The organism is uncultured Desulfosarcina sp. (genome assembly GCF_963664155.2).
Lineage (GTDB): Bacteria > Desulfobacterota > Desulfobacteria > Desulfobacterales > Desulfosarcinaceae > Desulfosarcina.
Map to the genome: position 1 here is coordinate 4,734,604 of NZ_CAXXXH010000001.1, position 20,742 is coordinate 4,755,345.

The following is a 20,742-nucleotide window of genomic DNA, read 5'->3' on the forward strand; positions in this document are numbered from 1 at the left end:
TTGTGATTGAGAGGTGTGTACTGAATTGAAGATCAGTATATTGAAAGGATTAAGCTAAAAAATATAACCTTTTTTACATAAATATTGAGAAAAGGGATGGAAATGAGGAATACCATCATTGCATGATAGCATTCAATAAACGGCGTTTTCACGCACATCACACTTGGGAGTGTTACTTCATTTTTCGGATTTTGAAGTGCCATAAACTGGCGGTTAGCACACTGGATGATCGTTGACCGAAGTTCACCAAAGTAGTTGACATTATCAGACGATTATTAATAAAATTAATATGTCATAACCATCCTGACTTTTTTTTATCTGTGCATTGTCGCTAACCCTTCAACCATCCGTGGGAAAAGTCCATCGCTGATCAACGGGCAACTTTTCGGCTGATCGGCAAGACGAAACAAGGACGCTTCAATGGGAAGGAAACCCATCACAGGGACAAAATCCCCCTCCGGCCAACGCAAGCCCGCATCAGCGGACGGTGCTGCCAAATTCGGCAAGAGAAAGCGGCTTGAAAGCAATACCGGCGACCCGCACCCCGAGAGCCAAATGATCCCGGACGTCACGGTTGTGGGCATCGGGGCATCCGCCGGCGGTCTGGAAGCCCTGCAGCAATTGTTTAAACCCTTGCCTGCGGATTGTGCGCTGTCGTTTGTGGTGATCCAGCACTTGAGCCCGAACTATAAAAGCGCCATGGATCAACTGCTCTCCCGGACCACGTCCCTGCCCGTCGTCCAGATCAAAAACAACCTGACAATCGAACCCGGCCGTATCTATCTGAGCCCGCCGGAAAAATTCGTTTCCATGGCCGGGGACAAGTTTCGGCTGGCATCGTCAAAAGCGCCGGGCAGAAGAAGTTTTCTCCCCATCGATCATTTTCTCAACGCCCTGGCAGTGGAGAAACGGGAGAAAGCCGTATGCATCATCCTTTCCGGTTCGGCCAGTGACGGAACCCAGGGACTGAAAGCCGTTAAAGCCGCCGGTGGCCTGACCTTTGTCCAATCTCCGGATAATTCCAAATATGCCAGTATGCCCGAAAGCGCCATCGCCACGCAGATGGTCGATTTTATCCTGCCGGCGGCGGACATTGCCGAGAAACTGATCGCCGTTCTCAAGCATCCATATATCTGCCCCGTCGAGGCCGCACCGACGGAAGAAAAAGATCTGGGTTTTAACCTGAAACAGATATTTTCCATTATTCAAAGTAAAACCGGCCACGATTTTTCCAACTACAAGCCGAGTACGATCAGTCGCCGAATTGCCCGGCGCCTGGCCGTCCATCAGCTGAACACGTTTTCCGACTACGTCAGGGTCATGGCCAAGGACCCTTCCGAACCGGGCCGCCTGGTCAAGGACATGCTTATCGGGGTGACCAGCTTCTTCAGGGATGCCAAGGCCTTCGAGACCCTCCAGGAAAAAGTGTTGGTGCCGCTGGTCCAGTCCAGGCAGCCCGGGGACGGCATCCGGGTGTGGGTGGCGGGGTGCTCCAGCGGAGAGGAGGCCTATTCCATTGCCATCCTGCTGGCGGAAGTTATGGAACGGCTGAGCATCCCGTTGACCGTGCAGGTATTCGCCAGCGACATCGAAACCAATGCGATCCATACCGCCCGCATGGGGACGTATCCGGAAAACATCGCAGCGGATGTCTCCCCACAGCGCCTGTCCCGTTACTTCACCCGCAGCGAGAGCAATTATCGCATCAAGAAAAAGATCCGGGACAGCATCGTCTTCTCGATCCATAACCTGACCAGCGACCCCCCGTTTTCCAGAATCGATCTGATCAGCTGCCGCAACCTGCTGATTTACCTCAAAACGGATCTGCAGAAAAAAATCCTGACCATGTTCCATTACGCCCTGAACCCGGACGGGCACCTGTTTTTGGGCCCTTCGGAGACCCTTGGCGAGTGCGCCGACTATTTCTCGACGGTGTCGCTCAAGCACAAGATCTTTAAGCATATTGACCTGGCGCCGATGGATCGCGATGCCATGAATCATTTGCCCGCGCCGGCGGGTCCCGCGCTTTGTAATACGATGGCCAAAAAGAAGGGAAGATCCACCTTGCCGGACATTTATGACCATGCGGAACGAATCATTCTGGATGAATATACGCCGCCGGCCGTGCTGGTCGACCGCAGTTTCGAAATCCTTCATTTTTTCGGCCATACCGATCCTTATCTGAAAATGCCCAAAGGCAAGGCCAGTTTCAACCTGTTGAAAATAGCGCGTGAAGAGCTGGCTCCCCAACTGACCCAGTGTCTCAGCCGAGCCTTGAAATCCGGTAAAACGGAACGCATCGACGGGATCGCCGTCAAATCCGCCGAGGGATTGATCGGTACGACGATTTCCGTTCGTCCGCTGCTGGAAAAGCCGGCGGGCAGGGAATTGCTGATCGTCGTGTTTGAAGAGACGAAAAGAAGCCCACAGAAAGATGCGCCCCCGGCCCCGGTGGAGGACACCGGCGAAACGCCCCTGGATGTCAAACAGCTGGAAGATGAACTGAACACCACCAGGGAATACCTGCAGTCGACCATCGAAGAGCTGGAAACCTCGAATGAGGAGTACAAAGCCGCCAATGAAGAGCTGCAGTCGGTCAACGAGGAACTGCAGAGCGCCAATGAAGAGCTGGAGACCTCGCGCGAAGAGCTTCAGTCCACCAATGAGGAACTGGTGACCGTCAACTCCGAACACCAGCAGAAGATCGACGAGCTGACCAAATCCAACAACGATATCAACAACCTGCTGGAAAGCACGGAAATCGCCTCGCTGTTTCTTGACCTCAACCTGTGCGTGCGCCGTTTCACCCCGGCGGTAACCCGGATCATCAACCTTCGCCAGACGGACATCGGGCGTCCGGTCAGCGACATCACCACCCTGATGGAAACGGTGAACATCCATGAACACGCCCAAGCGGTCCTTGAACGGCTGGAACGCAAAAAGCTGGAGGTCAGGGATAAGAACGACCGGTGGTATGAGATGCGCATCATGCCCTATCGAACCATCGATAATGTCATTGACGGGGTGACCCTTGCTTTTATCGACATCACCGATCTGCGGCAGCTCCACCTGCTTCGGCGGATCACGGCCGTGTTTGAAAATTCATCGGACGCCGTCACGGTGCAGGACTTCGACGGCAACATCCTGTCGTGGAACCGGACCGCAGAAAGGCTCTACGGCTGGACGGAGCAGGAAGCCACCCACATGCACATCACCGAAATTACCGCGGAGAACCATCGCCATGATTACGCGGCGGTGGCCCGCCGGCTGCAGCGCGGTGAAACGGTGGCGCCCTTTGAAATAACCCGGATTCCTAAATCCGGTGACCTAATCACCGTCTGGCTGCATGTGTCGGCCCTGGTGGACGAAAAAGGCCGGCCGGTCAAATTCGCCACCTTTGAAAGGCCGGTGATCCGATAACCAGTCAGCACCCGATGTCCCACGGAGCCATTGGTATGGCAGCGCAAAAAGTCGAAGATAAACAGTGGTCGGTGCTGCGGCGCAAAGCTGAAAAGCTGGTGGGCCTGCCATCCTCGGAAATCGACCATCAGCTGGGACGCGAGGTTACGCGCCTGATTCACGAGATTCAGGTCAACCAGGCCGAGCTGGAGATGCAAAATGAGGAACTGGCCGAAACCCGTGACACCGCCGAGGCGGCCAGGCGCAAATACGAAACGCTTTATCGCAACTTCGCCAGCCTGTTCAACTTCGCCCCCATCGGTTATCTGATTATCAACCGGGATGGGGTGATCCATGAAATCAACCTTGCCGCTTCCGTCTTATTGGATGCACCCCGGAGTGCGTTGACCGGGCGCTGCATCACCGACTTCATCCACCGGGACGATCAGGACGGCTTTTATTATCAAAAACTGAACTGCCGGAAGCATTTGGAAAATTCCATTTTTGAACTGAAAATGAAGAAAGCGGATGGTCGCCTGTTCGATGCCCAGTTGCAGCTGCAATCCTTTTTAGATGCGCACAGCGATGAACGGCACTATACGGTCTCCATCGTGGATGTCAGCGAGCAGGTGCAGCTATCCTCCAGCTTTACAGTGCAGCAACAATCCCTCGAACTTGCCAGTGGGGCCACCACCATGGCGGCGTTGTTGGATGGGTATGTTCAACTGGTAAAATCGTATCTTCAATGCGATGCGGTGGGCATCCGTATCCGCGATGAGGCCGGCAACATCCCCTACCAGGCCTATGACGGCTTCAGCCAGGCGTTTTATGAGTCCGAAAGCCCCTTGTCCCTTTATACCGACCAGTGCATGTGCATCGCGGTGATCAACGGCACCATCGATCCCGCCCTGCCTTTTTTCACGCAAAATGGATCGTTCTACATCAATGGAACCAGTCGTTTTCTGGCCACGGTCTCCCCCACGGACCTGGGTGCCACCCGAAATGTGTGCAATGCCCACGGCTACGAATCCGTCGTTCTGGTTCCCATTGGCATTGGCGAAACCATCGAAGGGTTGATCCATGCGGCCGACCATCGGGAGAACCGGTTTCCTCTCCGGGTCGTCGAAAACCTGGAAAATCTCGGTTCGCGGCTGGGTATGGCGATTCAGCGCTTTCACCTGCAGAAAAAGCTCGGGGATTCAATAGACGCACTCAATGATCTTACCAGTCACCTGTTGACGGTTCAAGAAGATGAGCAGCGGCGAATCGCCATGGAGCTTCACGACGGCTGCGGCCAGGACCTGAACGTGCTCAAGCTTCGTCTGAAAAGCATCCAAAAACGGCTGCCCGCCGATGCGGCCGATCTGAATCAGGCGTGCGATGAGCTGCTGACTTTTTCCGACAAGATCATCGACGAGATTCGCAACATTGCCCACGGCCTGAAACCGGCGGCATTGGAGACCCTTGGGCTGAGCGCTGCCACCAGGCAGATGATTCGTGAATATTCAACCTACGCGAATGTCGAGGTGGAGGCGAATATCGAATTGCTTGACCAGATCAAGGATTCAAAAGCTCAGATATGCCTGTTTCGTATTTTTCAGGAAGCGCTGACCAACGTCCACAAGCATGCCCAGGCCACATGGGTGGTATTGGTTGCGATCCGCGACGGGGACGCCATCCGGATCCGAATCGAGGACAACGGCATGGGGTTTGATGCCCAAAAGGAATTCTACCGGGCTAATGGTCATGCGGGAATGGGATTGTCCGCCCTGGCCCTGCGCTGCCGGATGATTGGTGCGGACCTGACCGTCGACAGTCAGGCGGGCAAGGGATGCCGGCTGGTCATCCGCGTGCCCTGCTCACACCCGGAGGCCGTCCGATGAACGATTACCGCATCATTCTTGCCGACGACCATGTGATGATGCGGGAAGGCATCAAATCCATGATCGATGCGGTGCCCGGGATCGCCGTGACCGGCGAAGCCGGAGACGGCCTGAAGCTGTTGAAAATGCTCAAGAAATCGCAGCCCGACATGGTGATTCTGGATATCTCCATGCCCGGGCTGCGGGGTCTCGAAGCGGCCCGTGAAATTCACTCCCTCTACCCCGACGTCCATGTGCTCATGCTCAGCATGCATAAGAGCGAGGAGTTTCTCTCCATGGCATTGGCGTCGGGTGCCAAAGGCTACCTGCTGAAGGAGGATTCGGGGGATGAACTGCTCCAGGCCATCGACCGGATCCGCAACGGTGAAACATACCTGTCCAAAAAGTTGGCCAGCGCATTTCCCTCGGCCATTATTTCCATTTGCAAGGGCACGCATAGCGCCGCTCCGGACCTCCTCACCCCCCGCGAACGCCAGGTGCTGCAGATGATCGCCGAGGGGCATACCGACCGGCAGATCAGCGATCAGCTATGCATCAGCGTCCGCACGGTCCACCGCCACCACGCCAACATCCGGTCCAAACTCAACCTCAAGGGTACGGCCGCTCTGGTCCGTTACGCCATCGCCCAGGGGTATACCTCCAACCACTCCTGACCCGCCCGAACCATCTTGCCATAGGTATAATTACCTATAAGCCATCCAATAATTGGGCAGTTTTGCGAATTGTTTCTGCCGCACCGGCCGGAGTATAAGAAAAATGAAAGAATCTGTACCTGCCCCGACGCTGTTTCCCCCCTGTCCGAAAGATTCTTTATTTCCAAAACCGACGGAAAAGGAGAGGCCATATGCCACCAATGATCGCAAACCGGTCGGAACCCCAGCCCGGCTCCCGGTATCCCGTATCGTCCGATAACTATCACCCATCACTGGACGATCCACCTTTGCAGTCGGCTGATGGGTTAAGGCTTGATTCCGATGCCAGTCGGATCTTGATTGTGGACGACAATCCGGACATTTTGAAGCTGGTGTCAAAAATGGCGGTGTGTCTGGGCTATCAACCTACCACCGCCGAGAATGGTGTGGATGCGCTCTATTATCTGACCCGGGGTTATTACGATCTGGTCATCACCGATTATGACATGCCCTTCATTGATGGCTATCAGCTGGCCGATCAGATCAAAGAGAAGCATTTCGGGACAAAGGTCATCATCATGACCGGCCACTGCGAGAAGGAGGTTGAGGATCTGTTGGACGGGTCCGGCATTGTGGACGGGCTGCTGTTGAAACCTTTCAACCTGGAGGCCATGAGAGAAAAAATCGAGCGGGTGAGCCCCTCATATCCCGGGGAATGGGGGGCCTGATTTCGGACGGTAAACCCGCTCATGCCGCTGCATGCAGGGTCTGGGTGTCCAGGCTTTCCAACCTGTAAAAAATGCCAACACCCACCGGAGGTTGCCGTCGAGAATGGAGATTCGATAGTGTAATGAAATTGGTAGGATAGGGGTTTCTAAACCTCGGCATGTATTTTGCTGACCGTTTCGATGAGGATGATCGCAAGCAAATGACCAGATGGATGGAGGAGAACATATGGCCAGGAATTTTCGTGTCCATGCCAAAGAAACCGGCGATCAATCGCTGGCTTTGCAGCTGTTCGGTGATTTTGATGCATCATCGGCATGCGAACTGATCAATCTGTTGGATGAAACCCTTAAACCCTCCGGTAAGGTGGCCATTAATACGGATGGATTGAAAACGATCAATGCGTTTGGTCTCGATGTCTTTATTCCCCGAATGTCCAGGTTGAACAGCACCCTGGCGGATATCGAGGTGACCGGACGGTTCAGCGGGGTCTTTCGGGAGGAGTGAGTGGTCCGGGAGGTCTTTTGGATATTCTTTTTGATAGCATGTCGCATCTATCTGCAGAGTGCAAGTGGTGACGATCGGTTTTTGTGTGATTCAGTAAACGGAGGTTAACAATGGGCATTAATAAGCAGTTTCTGAAGGGTAAACCCGTGTGCAAGGTCACCTTTAAAATTTCGGAAAAGGAGGGGAAGGGTATAACCATGGCGCATGTGGTGGGTGAGTTCAACGACTGGTCCACCTCGGCGACACCCATGAAACGATTGAAAAACGGTGCGTTCAGCGCCACCGTGGAGCTGGAAAAAGGCCGGTCCTACCAGTTCCGCTACCTGTTGGGACAAACCCACTGGGAAAACGATCCCGATGCCGACAATTATCTGCCATCTCCTTTTGGAGACAGCCACAATTCGGTGATCAGCTTGTAACCGCTTTATCTGCTATCTGTTCCCTCGGTCGATCGGTGTCTGTCGTATTCCCTGCGATCGGGTTGACATCCCTGGCGAAGGCACCAGGTGGGATGAACACTGGTGTATAGAGGGAAGGGAGGGCAGAACCATGACCCGAATAGTAGCTGTCATTTGTATCCTTCTGTTGGCCGCCATGGTGGTCGGATTTTTAGCGGGCAACCATCCACGGACCTTGATAGACCCGGTGAACAAATTCGAAAAGATCGGCAAATTGAAGGCTCATCCTGCCGTTGCAATTGAACACGAAACTTCACCACTGACTACGCCAACGGCCATCGGACGCGTCATGTTTTCCATGGATGGAGAGGTGCTCGGAATTCTGTTTCTGACGCCCGAATGTGATTTGTGCGAAAGCCGGTATGGGACACCGGCAGGCATTGTTGGATTGCAGGATGAGAAACAGTCACCCTTATGAACGGAGAGTTTGATAATCAAGACCTACTGCATTGAGGGGTAACCCCTGACAGCCGTATGGAAGACGATGGCAAGATCGGAAAATAAACACACTTAAACAGGAGGAGCCGCCATGTTTGATTTAATGCCCCATCGAAGACGATCCGGCAGAGAACTGGTCAGTTTCAGAGATGAAATGGATAGTCTGTTCAACCGCTTCTTTGACATGGATCTGCCGATCTCCCGACGTTTCTTCGGCGACGGGGAATGGGCGCCGCGCCTGGATGTGATCGAAGGCAAGGGTGAAATCACGGTCAAGGCGGAGATCCCGGGCTGCGAGGCCAAGGACATCGATGTGAAGCTGGATGGCCGGATCCTGACGATCAGTGGTGAGAAGAAACAGGAGAAGGAAGAGAAGGATGAAAATTTTCACCGTGTGGAAAGAACTTACGGCAGCTTCAGCCGCAGGGTGGAACTGCCTGGGGAGGTCGATCCGGAAGCGATCGACGCGACCTACAATAAAGGGGTGCTGAAACTGGCCTTTAAAAAGACCCAGGCGACCGAGGCCAAAAAAATCCAGATCAAAACCGGCTAGCCATTTCCTAACCGGTTTTCGTGCAGCACGCCGGCGTTGCATCCTTTTTAATGGGAAGGGGTGTCCGGCGTGCTGCATAGACACCAGGATGCGGAGGGCGGGATCCGTCCCGGATGAAAAATGAAAAAACCACCGGAGGAAAAAAAGAGAAAGCGAGGGGCGGCGCGCAGTCCCACGGAAGCCGCCATTACCTGCCGGCCTTATACCAGCAGCGGGGCCGTTCATCTATCGGATGGCGTCATGCGTAATTTTTCAAGCGACGGATCCTATATCGAAACCTCCCACGAATTCAAATCCGGAACCATCCTCATCGTGCGGATGCTCTTCTATCCCCCCCCGGCGTCAACCGTGAATGAAGAATCGCGGCCGCGCACCATCTGCCTGGCGGAAGTCAAATGGCGGCAGAAACTGGCTGACGAAAACGCTGTTCGATTCGGCATGGGGCTGAGATATCTCGACTAACAGGCAGCCCAAAAGAGGAAGGCATGACATCCCACCGTCACCATCCACGAATTCTGGTGGTCACCCCGGAAGTGACCTTCGTGCCACAGGGCATGGGGCCGCCTTCCCGGTCCATCTCCGCCCGGGCGGGTGGGCTCGGTGACATCTGTGCCGCCCAGATCCATGCCCTCTACGAGCGTGGCGTCGATGTTCACCTGGCAATACCCAACTATCGGAATGTATTTAAAATAAACGCCAACCGCATGCCGGAGGTCGATATCCGCAGCCGCCGGCACGAAATGCCCGACAGTCGCATCCATCTGGCCCAGGACCGATCATTCTACTACCATCCCAAGCTGTTTTCGAACACGGACCGGGAAAATATCCGCATTTCCCTGGCATTTCAGCGCGAAGTGATCAACCGCATCATCCCCGAAGTCCAACCGGACCTGATCCACTGCTACGACTGGATGACGGGGCTGATCCCGGCCATGGCCCGCTGCAACGGCATCGCCTGCCTGTTTACCCTGTACCGCCTGGATTCACCCCGGCTGCTTCTGTCGACCATCGAAGAGCGCGGCATCGATGCAGCCTCATTCTGGCAGCATTGCTACTATTGCCGAATGCCCGTCAATTACCAGGAAACCAGGAGCACCAACCCCGTGGACCTGCTGACCAGCGGCGTGTTTGCCTCCGGCCTGACCGTCACCCTGAGCCAGACCTTTATAAATGCGTGTGCCGATGCCCAATGCCAATTGGGCGGACCCTTGCTGAAGGCGGAACTGCAGCACAAGTTGCGGAGCGGTAACCTTTGTGCCGTGGCCCCGGCCCTGGATCCATCCTTCAATCCGGCCATCGACCGGGCGCTGGCACGGACCTACGGACCGGATACCCACTACGCGGGTAAACTGTTCAACAAACTCCAGCTTCAGGAAACACTGAACCTGCGCATGGATTCGACGGCGCCGGTGTGTTTCTGGCCCACGCGGCTGGACGGCAGCCGGCCCGGATGCCGGCTGATGGCCGACACCCTGGCCGTCATTCTGGAGCGCTACCGCGAACAAAGGCTGCAGGTGGTCTTTGTTGCCGACGGCGATTGCCAACCGCACGTGCGCGCAATGATCGACCGGCTGCATGCCGCGGACCGTGCGGCCGTGTGCGATTTTGACGCCCGACGCTACCGGCTGGCCTATGCCGGTGCGGATTTTGTGCTCATGCCGCTGTACCTGGATCCCTGCGCACTGCCCTGCAGGATCGGCCAGCGATACGGCGCCCTGCCCATTGCCTTCAATGCGGGTGCCATCCGCGATTGCGTAACGCATCTGGATGTCGAATCCAACCGTGGCACCGGATTCCTGTTCGAGCATTTCGATGCCAGCGGTTTCCTGTGGGCGATCGATCAGGCCATGGCTTTTTACGGTCGCCCCCGCGACACCCGCTCATCGCAGGTGCAAAGAATCATGACCGACAGCCTGGCGCGGTTCGACGCCGGGGAAACGGCGCGTCGCGGCATCGGGCTTTATGCGCGTGTCCTTGGCTGCCCGCCGGCGCATCTGACCGCCGATTCCGAGCTGTCGGCCGACGTACAGATAGCGGCCTGATGCCGGTTCCCCTCGCCCTGTCCTCTTTACGCTGCTCTTAACCGTCCCGCCGGAAGGAGGTACCCATGCCTACGCCCACCGTCCATCCCAATTTCCACAATCTGCCTGAAAAGATCTCGGGACTCGCCAATTTAGCGGAAAACCTGTGGTGGAGCTGGCGCCCGCGGGCCCGGATGCTCTTCAAGATGCTGAACCGGCAGGCCTGGAAGGAGAGCGGCCACAATCCGGACAAGATGCTTCGGGAGCTGTCTCCCGAAATATTGTCCGCCGCCGCCGACAATCCCGACTTCCTGCGCCACTACAACGTCGTCATGTCCCTTTTTAACAGTTACATGGTCAGGAAAGAGAACCCTTTATTCAATGCGGAGCTTGAATCGGCCTCGGATACGGCGGCGGTAGCCTATTTTTCGGCTGAGTACGGCCTGCACCGGTCGCTGCCGTTTTACGCCGGCGGCCTCGGGTTCCTGGCCGGTGATTTTATCAAGGAGTGCAGCGATCTGAACATTCCGGTGGTGGCGGTAGGCTTCATGTACCCGGAGGGATATCTGCTTCAACGAATTCGTGACGACGGGTGGCAGGAGCATATCGATGAACGCTTCGACCGGGAGGCGGCCGCCATTTCACGGGTCATGACGGACAAGGGCCGCCAGCTGATATTCAAAGTCCCGCTGATCGATCCGCCCATCCATGTGGCGGTCTGGAAAATTGCCGTCGGCACCAATGCGCTCTACCTGATGGATACCGATATCGAGCAGAACGACCCCTGGAACCGGACCATCTCCGCCCGGCTCTATTCCGGGGATCTGGAACAGCGCCTGCGCCAGGAGATCGTGCTGGGTATCGGCGGAGCTGAAATGCTGGAAAAACTGGGACTGCACTTCCGCCTGATCCATCTCAATGAAGGCCACGCCGCCTTTGCCCTGCTGGAACGGATTCGTGACTACCGCCTCGACGGCATGTCCTTCGACGACGCCTTTACCGCCGTCCGGGATCGTACCGTCTTCACCACCCACACCCCGGTGGCTGCCGGTCACGATGTGTTCCCTTTTTACCTGATGGAGAAGTATTTTCGATCCTACTGGCCCGATCTGGGATTGGACCGCAACGGCTTTCTGCAGCTGGGTGTCCATCCGCAGTATCCCCACCAGGGATTCAACATGACCGTCCTGGCGCTGAAGGCATCGGCGTTCCGCAATGCCGTCAGCCGGAATCATGCGTTGGTTTCCCGCAAGATGTGGCAATCCCTCTGGCCGGACAAAGCATTGGCAGACGTTCCCATCGATTCCATTACCAACGGCGTCCACATCCCCACCTGGGTGGAACCTAAAATCAAGATGCTCTATGATCGCTATCTCGGGTCCACCTGGCGCGACAATCACGACAACCCGTATATCTGGGAACTGGTGGAAAAAATCCCGGACCAGGAACTCTGGCAGACCCACTACTGGCTGAAGATCAAGCTGATCGATGCCATTCGGGAACGCTGCCGGAAACGCTGGGTGTCCGAACATGCCAGCCCGTCCATTCTCCTGGCCGGCGGCGCCATGCTGGACCCGTCCATTCTGACCCTCGGGTTTGCCCGCCGCTTTACCACCTATAAACGGGCCGATCTGATCCTGAACGATCTGCCGCGCATCAAACGCCTGCTCAACGACCGCTGGCAGCCCATCCAGATCATTTTCGCCGGAAAAGCCCACCCGGCCGACGACCCCGGGAAACACATCCTGCAAAAGGTGTTCAACGCCTGCCGCGACCCCCAGATGGGCGGCCGTATGGCCTTCGTGGAAGACTACGGCGAGCAGACCGCCCAGGTTCTGCTCCACGGGGTGGACCTGTGGCTCAACAACCCCCTGCCGCCCATGGAGGCCTGCGGTACCAGCGGCATGAAGGCCGCCTTGAACGGTGTTCCCCATCTGAGCATCCTGGACGGTTGGTGGATCGAGGGGTACAACGGCAGGAACGGCTGGGCTTTCGGGGACGTATCCGGCGAAAGCGACCGCACCGGCATCGATGCCGGATCCATCTATCAGTTTCTTGAAGATGAGATCATTCCGCTCTATTACGATATGAGCGACGACGGCTTCCCCAAAGGCTGGGTGAGGGTGATGAAAGAGGCCATCCGCAGCAACGCGGCGCGGTTTTCCGCCCGCCGGATGGTCAAGGAATACGTCCAGCGGTACTATGTGAATGCCATAAAAACCGTATAGACATCGTTGATCGGAAGATGCGCATCATTGCAAATGGATGCTTCAATGAGGCCTTCAAATAATCCAGATCGCCTTGTTGTATGCCATGGAGAGAACCTTGCGCGTCACCCGGCCCATGGTGAATTCCTTTACGGAAGAGGCGCCATGGCGGCCGACAACGAGGGTTCCGAATTCATGGGCGTCTGCTTCCCTGACAATCGCATCCGCCCGACTGATCTTCTTTTTCAAAATGGCGGTCCGGAAAGTATCGGGATCGAATCCGATGCTGCTCAGATGCTTCTTCACATCGACCATTGCCGGGATGATCAGCCGTGAGTGCTCATCCAGCCAGTGCGCTTCGGTTTTGGTTGAGAAATAGGTGCAGGTTACCGGATGGGGAACGGACAGGGGGCGGATGATGTGGCAGAGCAGGATTTCCTCAAGGGATCTGGAAAACAGGCGGCTGACGCTTTCAAACCCCTTGCGGATGCTTCGGGAGCGATCGAATGCCACAAGCACTTTGGTGGTTTCGGGCTGGCCGCCGACGACGACCAGCGGCACATGGGACATGCTTTCCGCCAGTTTGGCGGCAATGCTGCCCATCATGAAATCGGGCAGGGTACCGAGGCCCTTCCGGCCGATGACGACCAACGAATACGCCTGTTTGGACTCGTTGATGATATCGCGGGCGATACCGGTTTTTCTGGACCGGATGGTGGTATTGACCGCATCCGGCGGGAACCCGGCAGTCGTGAACACCTTCCTGGCTTTGTCCATGAAGGCTTGTATTTCGGTTCCCTTCAGGTCGTTCCACTGGTTGATCTCCGCCTCATATGCGGTGGTTCCGTCATCGCCGCCCTGGTCAAACACGGCTTCCGGCACCCCGGCCCTGACGTGAAACAGCTCGATAGCGATCTGGTTCGGAGAAAGGATGCGGCTGATGTAGGTTATGGCATCCATACACGGGTCGGAACCATCCACGGCCACGAGAATGACCGGCAGTGTCGTCATGGTGCACCTCCTTGGGTTGGTGGAACCCGGTTAAGGAACAAGCTGTCCAAACGTGTCTGTTGGCCCCATGGTTTTTCAGATTCAGCGTTTCACCGATTCATTTTAGCAAGGGCCATGCCATGGGCCAACGCCGGTGTCACTTCCTGGAACCGATCGTTCAACCGTGTATTGGCGCATCGCGCCAGGCGGCAGGCAGCGGATTGGGGTCGGGATCGACATCCGATCCTGTCAGTTAATTTTTCAGTCTGTAAAGGATGACGATGGCCGGTTACCGCCGGCATCGTTATCGAGGGGGCGGATTTTACCCGCTTACGCAGCACCATGGCCCAAACAGAAAGGTCGGGGCCGGTTTGAATCATGAACGCAATTCTTCCGACGCTGACGGCATGGTTTTTGATGGATTCCATGGTGGACATCGCTTCCGCCCGGGAAAGGGATGGAACTTCCCGCAACGATTACTGCTCCATAATTTTTACACGCGGGCATGCTGTCTGGCGCCGGGCCTCGACGGTCGACCCATTCAGGAGGAAAACGTGGTGGATATCCAGTCAAAACCTGCCTTCCAGTCGGCGGATGCGCCGGATTTCACGGCTGAAGAAATGTCGGCGGTGGATGCGATCATCGACCGCCATCGATTCAAACCGGGATCGCTGATACCTGTGCTCGAAGAGGTTCAGGAAGCGCTGGGCTACCTTCCCCCAGCCATTCAACGCAAAATCGCGCTGAGCCTGGGTGTGCCTTTGGGCGAGGTCTATGGCGTGGTAACCTTCTACTCGTTTTTTACCATGGTGCCCCGGGGAAGGCACACCGTAAAATGCTGCCTGGGAACGGCCTGTTACGTGAGGGGGGGCAAAAAAATCCTTGAAAAACTTTCGACGACCCTGGGGATCGAACCCGGGACCACCACTGCCGACAGGCGTTTTTCCCTGGAAACCGTCCGCTGCCTGGGGGCCTGCGGTCTCGCGCCCGTCATTACCGCCGATGCCGATACCTTCCGGCATGTCAAGCCGGCGAGGCTGATGGAACTACTCGACAAATATGATTAAGTTGTCCGTTGCGGTTATCAACGCCTGGGGGAAGGACCATGCTTCAGCTCACCATAGACGATCTCCATCGGATTAAGGAAGAGGTCCTCAGGGCATCGGTGCTGGAAGCGGGTAAAACAAGCACCCGCATTACCGTGCACATGGGCACCTGCGGAATCTCTTCCGGAGCGGACAGGGTTTACCGCATATTCAGTGAGGAACTGGCGGCAACCGGGAGAAAAGACATCGCCATCACCACTTCAGGCTGTGCGGGAATCTGCAACCGGGAACCGATCATCAGCGTGGAAAGGGTCGGGGAGGAGACCGTTAAATATGCCGCGGTGGATGAGAACAGGGCCAGGCTGATCTTCCGGAGACACATTCTCGAGGGACAGGTCGTCGCTGACTGGGTATTCGCCCGGGGATGGGAGCAGAAGGACGCTGACGGAGGCGAGTCCGGGTCGTCGGAGGCCGCGGTGGGCGACACCATCCGGCAGCTGCCTTTCTTCGGCCGGCAGGAACTGCGGGTGATGCGCAACCGCGGATTGATACGGGCCGAGAAGATTGACGAAACTATCGCCCGCGACGGCTTCTTTGGTGCCGCCAAGGCGCTGCTTCACATGACGCCGGATGCGATAATCCGGGAAGTCAAGGATTCCGGCATCCGCGGGAGGGGCGGCGCCGGGTTTCCCACCGGGATGAAATGGGATTTTGCCGCCCGGTCGCCCGGCGATGTCAAATACGTCCTGTGCAATGCGGATGAAGGCGACCCGGGGGCCTTCATGGATCGCTGCGTGCTGGAGTCGGACCCCCATGCCGTGCTGGAGGGGATGATTATCGCCGCCAGGGCCATCGGTGCGCATCAGGGGTATATCTACTGTCGGGCCGAGTATCCGCTGGCGGTGAAAATGCTGATTCTGGCCATCGACCAGGCCCGTCAGTACGGCCTGCTCGGCGAGAATATCTTAGGGACCGGTTTTGGATTTGACATCGACGTCTACCGCGGGGCCGGCGCATTCGTATGCGGCGAGGAGACCGCCCTGATGACCTCCATCGAGGGCAGGCGCGGGACTCCCCGACCCCGCCCGCCTTTTCCCGCCGTCCAGGGATTGTGGAAAAAACCGACCATCCTGAACAATGTGGAAACGCTGGCCAGCATCCCTCAGATCATCCTGAAGGGCGCGGCGTGGTACGCCGGTGTGGGCACCCTGCGCAGCAAGGGCACCAAGGTGTTCGCCCTGACCGGCGACGTCGCCAACGTCGGGCTGGTTGAAGTGCCCATGGGCATCCCCCTGGGCGATATTATCTTCGACATCGGCGGCGGCGTGCCCAGGGGCAAAACCTTCAAAGCGGTTCAATTGGGGGGGCCGTCGGGCGGGTGCGTGCCGGCGGGCCACCTGAACACCCCGGTGGATTATGAATCGATCACCCGGCTGGGAGCCATTGTGGGCTCGGGCGGCATGATCGTTATGGACAACGACAAGTGCATGGTGGACGTCGCCCGGTTTTTCATGGAATTCTGCATGGAGGAGTCCTGCGGCAAGTGCACGCCCTGCCGGGTGGGAACCCGCAAAATGCTGGAGGTGCTGACGCGCATTTGCCGTGGGGAAGGCCGGGCAGGCGACATCGCCACCCTGGAACGGTGGTCGGCGATCATGCAGCAGTCAGCCTTGTGCGGTCTGGGACAGACGGCACCGAACCCGGTGCTGTCGACCCTGCGCTATTTCCGGGATGAATATGAAGCCCACATTTACGAAAAGCGATGCCCGGCGGCGGTCTGCGCCAGTCTGTTTAAGGCGCCCTGCCAGCACGCCTGCCCCATCGGCATGGACATCCCCGCCTATATTGCATTGGTCAGGACCGGAAGAGTAGACGATGCCTATCAGGTGCTGCTTCAGACCAATCCGTTTCCCAGTGTCTGCGGTCGGGTGTGCGACCACGTATGCGAAACGAAATGCCGACGGTCAGCCGTCGATGAACCGCTCAGTATCAAGCATCTTAAACGCTACATCACCGATCATGCCTCCCGGCCGCCGGTCAAGCGGATGCCGGTTACCCGCCGGAAAAAAGTGGCGATCGTCGGTGCCGGTCCCTCCGGCCTGACCGCCGCCCGGGATCTCATTTCCAGGGGATATGTGGTGACGGTTTTCGAGGGGCTGCCGGAACCGGGCGGCATGCTGCGCTGGGGCATCCCGGCCTATCGCCTGCCGCGGGAGATCCTGGCCCGGGAGATCAGGGATATCACCGACATGGGGGTGGAGCTGCGCTGCAACACCTGGGTGGGCCGGGATGTCGGTTGGGAAACGCTTAAAAAGAACGTCGATGGCATCTATCTGGCCATGGGTGCCCAGAAAAGTGCATCGATGGGTGTGCAGGGAGAAGAACTGGCCGGTGTCAGGGGGGCCGTGGAATTTCTCAGGGCTCACAACCTGGGGAGAAATCCCGAGGTGGGCAGGCGCGTGGCCGTCGTCGGCGGTGGAAATTCCGCCATCGATGCCGCCCGATGCGTGCTGCGACTGGGGGCCCAGACGGTCATGATCCTCTACCGTCGGCGGCGGTCCGATATGCCGGCCCAGAAGGAGGAGATTCGCGCGGCGGAAGCCGAAGGGATAACGATTCACGATCTCGTTGCCCCCGTCCGCCTGGAAGGCGGGAACGGCCGCGTCGGGCGGATCGTCTGCCAACGGATGGTCCTGGGCGAGTTCGGGTCCGACGGTCGCCGGAAACCCGTTGTACAGGCCGGTGCCGAGTTCGTCCTGGAGGTGGACCAGGTCATTGTGGCCATCGGCCAGCAACCGGATTTTTCGGCGGCTTTTCCCGCGCCCGATGTTCAATTGACTCCCCATGGCTTTATCGAAGCGAATCGGGACGGCCGTGCGGCCGCGGCCATGATTTTTGCCGGCGGAGATGCCGTCCGCGGGCCGGATTCGGTCGTTCATGCCATTGCGGACGGGCATCGGGCCGCGGCGGCCATGGACCGAACCATTCGGGAAAAAAATGGAGAACCGCCATACCGGCCTTCACCGGGAGACGGCATCGACATCCCCATGACCGTTGCCGAAGAGATCCGGGAGGCACCGAGAGTCCGCATGCCGGAGAGCGATGTCAGCCAGAGATCCAGGACGTTTAAAGAGATTGAACTGGGCCTGTCCCCCCAGGATGCACAGGCGGAGGCCGACCGGTGCCTGCGCTGCGACCTAACGTCTTCCGGATAAGGAGATGATCCCCATGGAACGGGAGGCCATTCAAGTGAAAATAACCATCGACGGGAAGGAAACCCTCGTCGGCGCCGGCCTCACTATCCTGGAAGCGGCCCGGCAGCAGGGCATCTCCATCCCCACGCTCTGCCACCATCCGGCCCTTTCCGAGCGCGGGGGGTGCCGCATGTGTGTCGTTGAGGTGGACGGCGCACCCCGGTTGGCCGCCAGTTGTGTCACACCGGTCAGGGACGGCATGAACGTGGTCACCGTCAACGCACGCATCATCGAAACCCGCCGCACCATGCTGGAATTTCTGTTTGCCGAGAGAAATCACCATTGCATGTTCTGCCCCCGCAGCGGTGATTGTGAATTGCAGGCGCTTGCCTACGCCCTGCATATGGATCACCTGACGGTGCCCTCATCCTTTGATGCCTTCCCGGTGGACGCCACCAGCGATTATATCGGACTCGACCATAACCGCTGTATCCTGTGCGGCCGTTGCGTGCGTGCCTGCGAGGAACTGTCCGGATGCCGCGTCCTCAACTTCCACAACCGGGGACCCGCCACCCTGATCGGTTTCGACCTGAACGAGACGCGCGAGCATTCCACCTGCACCAGTTGCGGCGCCTGTCTGCAGGTCTGTCCGACCGGCGCCCTGTACCATCGGCACCGGACCCATTACACGGTCAAGGGACATTCCAGAAACTGGCAGACGATCCGGACGGTTTGTCCGCTGTGCGGGTTGCTGTGTCCTACCGTCTCGACGGTCAGGGACAATGATTTGATAAAAATCGAAGGCATCTTCCCCGCCGGCGAGGACCGGCCCGACCGCGGCATCCTTTGCCATTTGGGAAGATTTGAGGTGCTCAAGCCTTCCGGCCGTCGCCTTCTGCACCCCATGGCCAGGCAAACGGACGGATCCTGGGCTGAAACGAGCCGGGAGCGCGCCCTGGACCTTACCGTTGAAGGATTGAACCGGGTGCGCGATGCCCATGGCGGCCATGCGGTGATGGGACTGGTTTCGGGCCTGTCCTCCAATGAGGAACTGGTCTGTTTCAGGGACCTGATGGAAAGCGCGTGGCAGGCCGGAGCCATTGCCACCGTGGAATCGTCCGAATTTCAAAATATATACGACCTCGGGCCGGATAACGGACAGCCCTTTACGGAAGCCTCCTGGAAAAAGATCGCCGAAGCCGATTTTATTCTTACGGTCGGCGCCGTTTCCCCTGACCGCCAGCCGGCGGTGGGCAACCTGATCCGCAGGTGCTTGATCGAGCACCACCTGCGGTCCGCCGTTATCGGCCCGGATGATTTTCTGTATCCCCATGGAACCCATCATCTTCCGGTTAAAAATAAAGATGCGCTGTTGCTGGTCAGGCTGATTTCAAACGAAGCCGCCAAAGGAATGAAAAAAACGACTGCTGCGGCCGGCCCGGGCGAAGCCGTCAGGCCGATTGAAACGGTAAAGGCCACGGATATCGTTAAACGGCTGCATCTGGACGGTACGGCTCAGATCGTTTTGCATGAAATCATCCGGGATTTCGTGGATTCGGTCAACCCGTTGATTCTCGTTGGCGAGAACGTCGCCGCCCAAGCGGATAAGACCGGCCTGGGAGCGCTGGTGAACCTGGCCCGGTTAAAGGGGCTTGATCATGATCGGCGGTTGCGGCTGATTGTGCTGAAGCCGTGCGGCAACAGCATGGGTGCCTGGCGGCTGCTGAACCGGTCGGGCCGGAAGCATCGGGCCCGGGCCGGGATAAAAGGCGGTCTGATCCTGCTTGAGCAGTACCCGTTTCAAGGCGCGGTCGATTTAAAAATCCCCGATGATCTGGGATTCCTGGCGGTCATCAGCCCCTGCTGGCCCGATAGTCTGGATGACCGTGCCCATGTGCTCATACCCAAATCCTCGTGGAGAGAAACCGACGGCACCTGGTCCGGCCTGGACGGCTGCGAAACCATGTTTCGCCGGAAAATGCTGGATGCCCCGGCCGGCATCCAAGCAGCCTGGCAAACCCTGGCGGATCTGGCCGTACGGGCGAATGTCACTTCAGGCTGCACCACATGGGAAGCCTTGCGCCGGCAGGCCGAACGCGAGATGCAGAAGGAGGCCATCGGTGAAAAAACCTAAACTGGCCACGGTCTGGTGCGAGGCCTGTGCCGGCTGCCACATGTCGTTTCTGGATCTGGACGAAGGGCTGGTCGATATTCTCTCGCAGGTGGAATTGACGGTCTCTCCGCTGACGGATGTCAAGGATTTCGCCTTTCCCCCCGTCGACGTGGGAATCGTGGAAGGCGGCGTGGGCAACCAGGAAAATCGGGAAGTGATCGAACGGCTTCGCAGGCAGTGCCGTTTGCTCATCGCCTGGGGAGACTGCGCCGTTTTCGGCGGCATCCACACCCTGCGCAACGGGCTGTCCACGGACGAGGTGCTGCGCTGCAGCTATGTGGAAACAGCCGGCACCGTAAACGGGGTCATTCCCTGCCATGAAGACATTCCCCCGCTTCTGGACAAGGTGCTGCCGGTCAACGCGGTGGTGGCGGTTGACGGGTATGTGCCCGGCTGCCCGCCGGCGCCGGAAGTTTTGGCCTATTGTCTCAAGGAACTGCTGGCGGGCAGGCTGCCTGTGTTGCCCGAGGAAATGATCCATTTCGATTAGTGCCTATCCGGAAACGGTCTTTTTG

17 protein-coding genes are annotated in these 20,742 nt (G+C 57.6%); 15 read left to right on the plus strand and 2 right to left on the minus strand.

From position 1 onward, the window contains the following. Positions 1 to 420 precede the first annotated feature (420 nt). The 11 genes from ACHZBS_RS21580 (at position 421) to glgP (ending at position 12,845) form a co-directional block, all read left to right on the plus strand. Complete coding sequence (locus tag ACHZBS_RS21580; protein WP_319408567.1) at positions 421 to 3,420, plus strand: CheR family methyltransferase; 3,000 nt, start codon at positions 421 to 423, stop codon at positions 3,418 to 3,420. Between the two features lie 35 nt (positions 3,421 to 3,455). Beyond that, positions 3,456 to 5,282, plus strand: a complete 1,827-nt coding sequence (locus ACHZBS_RS21585) for a histidine kinase (RefSeq protein ID WP_319408568.1) — start codon at positions 3,456 to 3,458, stop codon at positions 5,280 to 5,282. After that, positions 5,279 to 5,935, plus strand: a complete 657-nt coding sequence (locus ACHZBS_RS21590) for a response regulator transcription factor (RefSeq protein ID WP_319408569.1) — start codon at positions 5,279 to 5,281, stop codon at positions 5,933 to 5,935. The genes ACHZBS_RS21585 and ACHZBS_RS21590 overlap by 4 nt, the downstream gene beginning before the upstream one ends. Positions 5,936 to 6,126: 191 nt before the next feature. After that, complete coding sequence (locus ACHZBS_RS21595) at positions 6,127 to 6,642, plus strand: response regulator (protein ID WP_319408570.1); 516 nt, start codon at positions 6,127 to 6,129, stop codon at positions 6,640 to 6,642. Between the two features lie 226 nt (positions 6,643 to 6,868). Continuing rightward, positions 6,869 to 7,147, plus strand: coding sequence for a hypothetical protein (locus ACHZBS_RS21600; RefSeq protein ID WP_319408571.1), 279 nt, complete (start codon positions 6,869 to 6,871; stop codon positions 7,145 to 7,147). 110 nt (positions 7,148 to 7,257) lie between these two features. Continuing rightward, positions 7,258 to 7,566, plus strand: coding sequence for an isoamylase early set domain-containing protein (locus ACHZBS_RS21605; protein ID WP_319408572.1), 309 nt, complete (start codon positions 7,258 to 7,260; stop codon positions 7,564 to 7,566). Between the two features lie 130 nt (positions 7,567 to 7,696). Further along, positions 7,697 to 8,023 (plus strand): hypothetical protein, encoded by a 327-nt coding sequence (locus ACHZBS_RS21610; RefSeq protein WP_319408573.1) that lies wholly within the window; start codon positions 7,697 to 7,699, stop codon positions 8,021 to 8,023. Between the two features lie 111 nt (positions 8,024 to 8,134). Further along, positions 8,135 to 8,596, plus strand: coding sequence for an Hsp20/alpha crystallin family protein (locus ACHZBS_RS21615; protein WP_319408574.1), 462 nt, complete (start codon positions 8,135 to 8,137; stop codon positions 8,594 to 8,596). Between the two features lie 120 nt (positions 8,597 to 8,716). Then, positions 8,717 to 9,058, plus strand: coding sequence for a PilZ domain-containing protein (locus ACHZBS_RS21620; protein WP_319408575.1), 342 nt, complete (start codon positions 8,717 to 8,719; stop codon positions 9,056 to 9,058). Between the two features lie 23 nt (positions 9,059 to 9,081). Further along, positions 9,082 to 10,638: a glycogen/starch synthase gene (locus ACHZBS_RS21625; protein WP_319408576.1), complete on the plus strand. Its 1,557-nt coding sequence runs from the start codon at positions 9,082 to 9,084 to the stop codon at positions 10,636 to 10,638. Between the two features lie 65 nt (positions 10,639 to 10,703). Continuing rightward, positions 10,704 to 12,845: an alpha-glucan family phosphorylase gene (gene glgP, locus ACHZBS_RS21630; protein ID WP_319408577.1), complete on the plus strand. Its 2,142-nt coding sequence runs from the start codon at positions 10,704 to 10,706 to the stop codon at positions 12,843 to 12,845. 54 nt (positions 12,846 to 12,899) lie between these two features. Here the strand turns inward: glgP and ACHZBS_RS21635 are convergent, their stop codons facing one another. Both ACHZBS_RS21635 and ACHZBS_RS21640 read right to left on the minus strand, forming a co-directional pair. Continuing rightward, on the minus strand, positions 12,900 to 13,835 hold the full coding sequence (locus ACHZBS_RS21635; RefSeq protein ID WP_319408578.1) for a universal stress protein: 936 nt from the start codon (positions 13,833 to 13,835) through the stop codon (positions 12,900 to 12,902). 89 nt (positions 13,836 to 13,924) lie between these two features. Next, positions 13,925 to 14,287: a hypothetical protein gene (locus ACHZBS_RS21640; RefSeq protein WP_319408579.1), complete on the minus strand. Its 363-nt coding sequence runs from the start codon at positions 14,285 to 14,287 to the stop codon at positions 13,925 to 13,927. Positions 14,288 to 14,371: 84 nt separating this feature from the next. On the opposite strand from ACHZBS_RS21640, the gene ACHZBS_RS21645 reads away from it, so the two are divergent. Genes ACHZBS_RS21645 through ACHZBS_RS21660 form a run of 4 tightly spaced genes read left to right on the plus strand, consistent with a single transcriptional unit; the run spans position 14,372 to position 20,717 of the window. Further along, positions 14,372 to 14,881: an NAD(P)H-dependent oxidoreductase subunit E gene (locus ACHZBS_RS21645; protein ID WP_319408580.1), complete on the plus strand. Its 510-nt coding sequence runs from the start codon at positions 14,372 to 14,374 to the stop codon at positions 14,879 to 14,881. A gap of 38 nt (positions 14,882 to 14,919) precedes the next feature. Continuing rightward, positions 14,920 to 18,075 (plus strand): NADH-quinone oxidoreductase subunit NuoF, encoded by a 3,156-nt coding sequence (nuoF, locus tag ACHZBS_RS21650; RefSeq protein WP_319408581.1) that lies wholly within the window; start codon positions 14,920 to 14,922, stop codon positions 18,073 to 18,075. 13 nt (positions 18,076 to 18,088) lie between these two features. Continuing rightward, complete coding sequence (locus ACHZBS_RS21655; protein ID WP_319408582.1) at positions 18,089 to 20,188, plus strand: 2Fe-2S iron-sulfur cluster-binding protein; 2,100 nt, start codon at positions 18,089 to 18,091, stop codon at positions 20,186 to 20,188. After that, positions 20,175 to 20,717 carry an NADP oxidoreductase gene (locus tag ACHZBS_RS21660; RefSeq protein WP_319408583.1) on the plus strand — a complete coding sequence of 181 codons (543 nt, stop codon included), beginning with the start codon at positions 20,175 to 20,177 and terminating at the stop codon, positions 20,715 to 20,717. Before ACHZBS_RS21655 ends, ACHZBS_RS21660 begins: the two co-directional genes overlap by 14 nt. Positions 20,718 to 20,742 lie beyond the last annotated feature (25 nt).

Excerpts from the sequence above, each read along its gene's own strand:
- ACHZBS_RS21580 (WP_319408567.1), top strand. The coding sequence starts at position 421 with ATGGGAAGGAAACCCATCACAGGGACAAAATCCCCCTCCGGCCAACGC.
- ACHZBS_RS21585 (WP_319408568.1), top strand. The coding sequence starts at position 3,456 with ATGGCAGCGCAAAAAGTCGAAGATAAACAGTGGTCGGTGCTGCGGCGC.
- ACHZBS_RS21590 (WP_319408569.1), top strand. The coding sequence starts at position 5,279 with ATGAACGATTACCGCATCATTCTTGCCGACGACCATGTGATGATGCGG.
- ACHZBS_RS21595 (WP_319408570.1), top strand. The coding sequence starts at position 6,127 with ATGCCACCAATGATCGCAAACCGGTCGGAACCCCAGCCCGGCTCCCGG.
- ACHZBS_RS21600 (WP_319408571.1), top strand. The coding sequence starts at position 6,869 with ATGGCCAGGAATTTTCGTGTCCATGCCAAAGAAACCGGCGATCAATCG.
- ACHZBS_RS21605 (WP_319408572.1), top strand. The coding sequence starts at position 7,258 with ATGGGCATTAATAAGCAGTTTCTGAAGGGTAAACCCGTGTGCAAGGTC.
- ACHZBS_RS21610 (WP_319408573.1), top strand. The coding sequence starts at position 7,697 with ATGACCCGAATAGTAGCTGTCATTTGTATCCTTCTGTTGGCCGCCATG.
- ACHZBS_RS21615 (WP_319408574.1), top strand. The coding sequence starts at position 8,135 with ATGTTTGATTTAATGCCCCATCGAAGACGATCCGGCAGAGAACTGGTC.
- ACHZBS_RS21620 (WP_319408575.1), top strand. The coding sequence starts at position 8,717 with ATGAAAAAACCACCGGAGGAAAAAAAGAGAAAGCGAGGGGCGGCGCGC.
- ACHZBS_RS21625 (WP_319408576.1), top strand. The coding sequence starts at position 9,082 with ATGACATCCCACCGTCACCATCCACGAATTCTGGTGGTCACCCCGGAA.
- glgP (WP_319408577.1), top strand. The coding sequence starts at position 10,704 with ATGCCTACGCCCACCGTCCATCCCAATTTCCACAATCTGCCTGAAAAG.
- ACHZBS_RS21635 (WP_319408578.1), bottom strand. The coding sequence starts at position 13,835 with ATGACGACACTGCCGGTCATTCTCGTGGCCGTGGATGGTTCCGACCCG.
- nuoF (WP_319408581.1), top strand. The coding sequence starts at position 14,920 with ATGCTTCAGCTCACCATAGACGATCTCCATCGGATTAAGGAAGAGGTC.
- ACHZBS_RS21655 (WP_319408582.1), top strand. The coding sequence starts at position 18,089 with ATGGAACGGGAGGCCATTCAAGTGAAAATAACCATCGACGGGAAGGAA.